This is a genomic window from Paenisporosarcina sp. P5_A11 (assembly GCF_056400705.1).
Genome location: NZ_JBFUKT010000201.1, coordinates 1 through 5,507, shown reverse-complemented (window position 1 = coordinate 5,507; position 5,507 = coordinate 1). Strand labels below are relative to the sequence as shown.

Genomic DNA, 5,507 nt, shown 5'->3' with positions numbered 1-5,507 from the left:
TTAACTTCGCTGCTAGACGCGCGTTTTGACCACGTTTACCAATAGCTAAAGACAATTGATAATCCGGAACTACTACCGTAGTCGATTTTTCGTCTTCATTGATTTGCACATCTAACACTTTAGAAGGGCTAAGAGCATTTGCAACAAAGATTACTGGATCTTCAGACCACTCGACGATATCAATTTTTTCACCATTTAATTCATTAACGATGGTTTGTACACGTGAACCTTTTGCACCAACGCAAGAACCTACTGGATCAACATCATCGTTATGTGCAACAACTGAAATTTTCGAACGATCTCCAGCTTCGCGTGCGATAGATTTAATTTCCACAATGCCATCATAGATTTCAGGTACTTCCATTTCAAACAAGCGACGAAGTAAGCCTGGATGTGTGCGAGACACAAATACTTGTGGTCCACGAGTTGTACGTTCTACTTTTGTAATATACACTTTTATACGTTCATGAGGACGGTATGTTTCCGTAAGAATTTGTTCATTCACAGGTAATACCGCTTCTACTTTTCCAAGCCCTACATAAATATTACGAGCATCTAAACGTTCCACAATTCCATTGACAATGTCTTCTTCACGGTCAACATATTCTTCATAAATCATGCCACGTTCTGCTTCACGAACACGTTGTGTAACAACTTGTTTAGCTGTTTGAGCAGCGATACGTCCAAAGTTTCTTGGCGTCACTTCTTGCTCCACTACATCTCCGAGTTCGTACGCTGGATTTACTTGTTTAGCGTCTTCCAATGAAATATGTAGACGGTCGTCTAATACTTCTTCCATTACATCTTTACGTGAAAATACTAACATCGTACCGTTATCTAGGTTTAAGTCAACACGGACGTTTTGTGCTTGATTAAAATTGCGTTTATACGCCGTAACAAGCGCAGCTTCGATTGCTTCAATTAAAACTTCACGTGAAATTCCTTTTTGCTTTTCAAGAGCCGTTAAAGCATCTAGCAACTCATTTGCATTTGCCTTTGACTTTGCCTTTGACTTTGCCATTTTTCTTCACTCCTACATTCACATTATGCAGAGAAATTGATTGCTAAACGTGCCAAAGCAATTTTCTCATGTGCAAGTTGAACTTTAATTTTTCTGGTTTTAACTCGATATTCAATTTCTAGACCTTGCTCACTATAAGAAGTTAATATTCCTTCGAACTCTTTCAAGCCATTCACTGGTTCATATGTTTTTACAAATACGAATTGACCAATTGCTCGAAGATAATCACTTTCTTTTTTCAATGGACGTTCAGCCCCAGGTGAAGAAACTTCTAAAAAGTAATTTTGTTCAATTGGATCATTAGCATCTAACACTTCACTTACGCGCTCACTTACTAGTGCACAATGTTCAATGTCAATACCACCTTGAGGAGTATCTACATAAATACGTAAGAACCAATTTCTACCTTCTCTAACGAACTCTAAATCAATGAGTTCCAATTTCAATTCTTGAACTATTGGCGTTACAAGCTTTTCTACTTCGATTAATATATTGCTCATACATGCCTCCCGAAGCGACTTATTTTCGACATAACAAACAGAAAAGAGCGGGAAATCCCACTCTTTTGCCGTAAATCTATCAACAACTTGTTATACAAATGATACCATACGATAGCGGTCAGTGCAAGTTACGCCTAGAACAGTGATAATTGATTGGCATCCGGCATTCCTTCTAAACAGCCAAGTTGATTCATGTACTCAAGTAAGGTTTTTGAAACCCGTCCACGTTGACCTAAATCCTCTTTAGATAAAAACTCACCATTTTTACGAGCTTCTACAATTGTTTTAGCAACGTTAGTTCCTAAACCTGGAATCGCATCGAATGGCGGGATCAATCCCATGCCATCAATAACAAATTCAGCTGCTTTTGATTCATATAGATCCACTTTTTTAAAGTGATAGCCACGTTCACACATTTCAAGTGCGATTTCAAGCACAGTTAGTAAGCTTTTTTCTTTAGGAGCAGCTTCAAGCCCTTTGGCATTAATCTCATCTATTTTTGCACGGATAGATGCTGGACCTTTTGTCATTGCATGTAGGTCAAAGTCTGCAGCTCGGACTGTAAAATACGCTGCATAATATAAAATCGGGAAATGCACTTTGAAATAGGCAATACGAACAGCCATTAAAACGTAAGCTGCTGCGTGGGCTTTCGGGAACATGTATTTAATCTTCTTACATGAATCGATATACCAGGCAGGTACTCCGTTTGTGCGCATGTCTGCTTCAAACTCTGGAGTTAATCCTTTACCTTTACGAACAGACTCCATAATTTTAAATGCCAGTGATGGTTCGAGTCCTTGGTAAATTAAATAAACCATAATATCATCACGACAACCAATAACATCAGACAATTGGCATGTACCGTTTTGAATAAGCTCTTGTGCATTTCCAAGCCATACGTCAGTTCCATGAGACAGACCAGAAATTTGAACAAGCTCTGAGAATGTTGTAGGTTTCGTTTCTTCTAACATTTGTCTTACGAAACGAGTACCAAACTCAGGAATTCCTAAAGTCCCAGTTTTACAACCTATTTGTTCTTGTGTCACTCCTAGGGATTCTGTTCCAGAATAAATCTTCATTACTTCAGGATCATCAGTTGGTACAGTTTTAGGGTCAATTCCTGATAAATCTTGCAACATCCGAATGACTGTTGGATCATCATGTCCCAGAATATCCAGTTTTAATAAGTTATCGTGAATAGAATGGAAATCAAAGTGAGTCGTCTTCCATTCAGAGTCTTGGGCGTCGGCTGGGAACTGTATAGGCGAAAAATCAAAAATATCCATATAGTCTGGTACAACGATAATACCACCTGGATGCTGCCCGGTTGAACGTTTAACTCCAGTACATCCTTGCACTAGTCGATCAATTTCTGCACCACGGATGGTTAGGTTATGATCATTGGCGTAGCCTCGAACATAGCCATAAGCTGTTTTATCCGCAACTGTACCGATTGTACCTGCTCGATATACATTGTCTTCACCAAATAAAACTTTTGTATAATTATGAGCTTTCGATTGATATTCACCACTGAAGTTCAGATCTATATCAGGAACTTTATCTCCTTTAAAACCTAGGAATGTTTCGAAAGGTATATCTTGTCCATCTTTTTTATAAGGTGTTTCACAGTGAACACAAACTTTGTTGGGTAAATCAAATCCTGAACTTACTGACCCATCATCGAAGAATTCAGCATGTTGACATAATGGACAAATGTAGTGTGGCGGTAAAGGGTTTACCTCTGTAATCTCCATTAATGTAGCGACAAGAGATGAACCTACTGAACCACGTGAACCTACTAAATATCCATCATCCAATGATTTTTTTACGAGCTTGTGAGAAATTAAATAAATAACAGCAAATCCATGACCGATAATGGATGTCAGTTCTTTTTCAATACGGGCTTCCACAATTTCCGGTAACGATTCCCCGTATATTTGTCTCGCCATCGCATAACTCATTTCACGAACTTCTTCATCGGATCCTTCGATCTTAGGTGTATATAAATCATCTTTTATCGGTTTTATTTCTTCGATTCTAGCAGATATTTTATGTGCATTCTCGACTACGATTTGTTTCGCTGTCTCTTCTCCTAAGAAGGAAAATGCATCTAACATTTCATTTGTTGTACGGAAATGAACTTTTGGTAATTTATGACGGTTTAAAGGATTAGCTCCACCTTGTCCACCAATAAGAATTTGTCTGAAAATCGCATCATTTTCATTCACATAATGAACATTACCAGTTGCAACAACTGGAAGATCTACTTTTTTACCTAACTTTATCATCTTACGAATAATATCTTCGAGATTCCATTCATCTCTTACCAGTTCAAGCTCAATTAAATGTGCATAAACTTCTTTCGGATGAATTTCTAAGTAGTCATAGAACTTTGCAATGTCTTCAACTTCTTCTGGAGACTTTTGCATTAATCCTTCAAATACTTCACCTTTATCGCATCCTGATCCGATCAAAAGCCCTTTACGGTGCTTCACTAACACGGATTTTGGTATACGTGGTACACGGAAAAATGTATTCATGTGAGATGAAGAAACCAGCTTAAATAAGTTTTTCAAACCTATTTCATCAGTGGCAAGAAGCGTACAGTGGGAAGGTCGTGCCCTTTTGTATGACTCTCCGTTACCAGTTTGATGATTGAATTCATCGTGGTAGTGTATGCCTTTTTCTTCGGCTTCTTTTAACAAGTTTAAAAGTAATTCACCCGTCGCTTCAGCATCATATATTGCCCGGTGATGTTGTGTAAGGTCAATATTGAATTTTTTAGCCATCGTGTTTAAGCGATGGTTTTTCATTTCAGGATGCAAAAAACGAGATAACTCTAACGTATCGATAACGGGATGAATGGTTTTTTCAAGCCCACATTTTTTATAACCTACATACAAAAAGCCCATATCGAATGATGCATTGTGAGCCACTAAAATACTGTCACCAATCCAGTCATGAAAACGGTTAATAACATCTTCGATTTCTGGAGCATTATTGACCATATCATCCGTTATACCTGTTAAATTAATGGTCGTGGCAGATAACGCATGATGAGGATTTGAAAAGCTTTCAAATTTATCAATGACTTGCCCATTTTTTATTTTTACAGCTGCAAGTTCGATAATGCTGTTGTACACAGCAGACAGCCCAGTAGTTTCAACGTCAAAAACAACATATGTTGCATCAGCTAATGCACGATGTTCTTCTTCATACGCGATTGGTACCCCATCATTCACCATATATATTTCTAAGCCATAAATAATTTTAATGCCGTACTTTTTCCCAGCTGCATAAGCATCCGGAAACGACTGAACGACTGCATGGTCGGTAATCGCAACTGCAGGATGCCCCCATTTTGCTGCTTGTGCAACTAATGCATCAACCGACGAAACTGCGTCCATTTGACTCATTGGTGTGTGTAAATGTAGTTCAATGCGTTTTTGATCTTCAGGTACGGTATCTTTTCTGGCATCCACTTTGATTTCCATAATATCTTGTGCCATTACAATTAAGTCACGGACAAACGTATCATTTTGAACAGAACCTCGGACTTTTAACCAAGTGCCTTTTTTAAGTAAGCCCATGAGTTCAGCATCTTCTTTATCTCGAGAGAACATTTTCACGAGAATCGAGTCGGTATAGTCAGTGACTTTTACCGTTAATAAGGAACGACCACTACGCAATTCCTTTACTTCTACATCAAAGACAAAACCTTCAATCGTAATGCGACGTTCTTCATCTTGAATTTGTTTAATTTCGAGAATTGGTTCATCTGCTTTAATAGGAGTCCCTAGTTGGAAAGGACCATTCAAAGTCGCGCCTGGGTTCGCTTGGCGCTCCGTTTCACGTTTCTGCATATCCGCTAATGCTTTTTTGCCAAGTTCATCTTCTTCAAGCTTTCTTTGCTTCATGAAAGCTAGTTGAGCTTCTGCGAGTTCCTCTTTTTCCTCGATTAATTTAAAATCAATCGGCAATAC

At 38.4% G+C, this 5,507-nt stretch carries 3 protein-coding genes; all 3 read right to left on the bottom strand.

The genetic code is table 11. From position 1 onward, the window contains the following. Positions 1–1,021, bottom strand: a 1,021-nt coding sequence (gene nusA, locus AC1DOS_RS17560; RefSeq protein WP_477538539.1) for a transcription termination factor NusA, incomplete at its 3' end; no start/stop codon positions are given. A 23-nt stretch (positions 1,022–1,044) separates the two neighbouring features. Beyond that, positions 1,045–1,521 (bottom strand): ribosome maturation factor RimP, encoded by a 477-nt coding sequence (rimP, locus tag AC1DOS_RS17555; protein ID WP_477538538.1) that lies wholly within the window; start codon positions 1,519–1,521, stop codon positions 1,045–1,047. A gap of 134 nt (positions 1,522–1,655) precedes the next feature. Further along, a partial coding sequence (locus tag AC1DOS_RS17550; RefSeq protein WP_477538537.1) for a PolC-type DNA polymerase III occupies positions 1,656–5,507 on the bottom strand: 3,852 nt, incomplete at its 5' end.

What these genes read in the sequence shown, in the direction of transcription:
- rimP (WP_477538538.1), bottom strand. Translation starts at nt 1,521, where the DNA reads ATGAGCAATATATTAATCGAAGTAGAAAAGCTTGTAACGCCAATAGTT.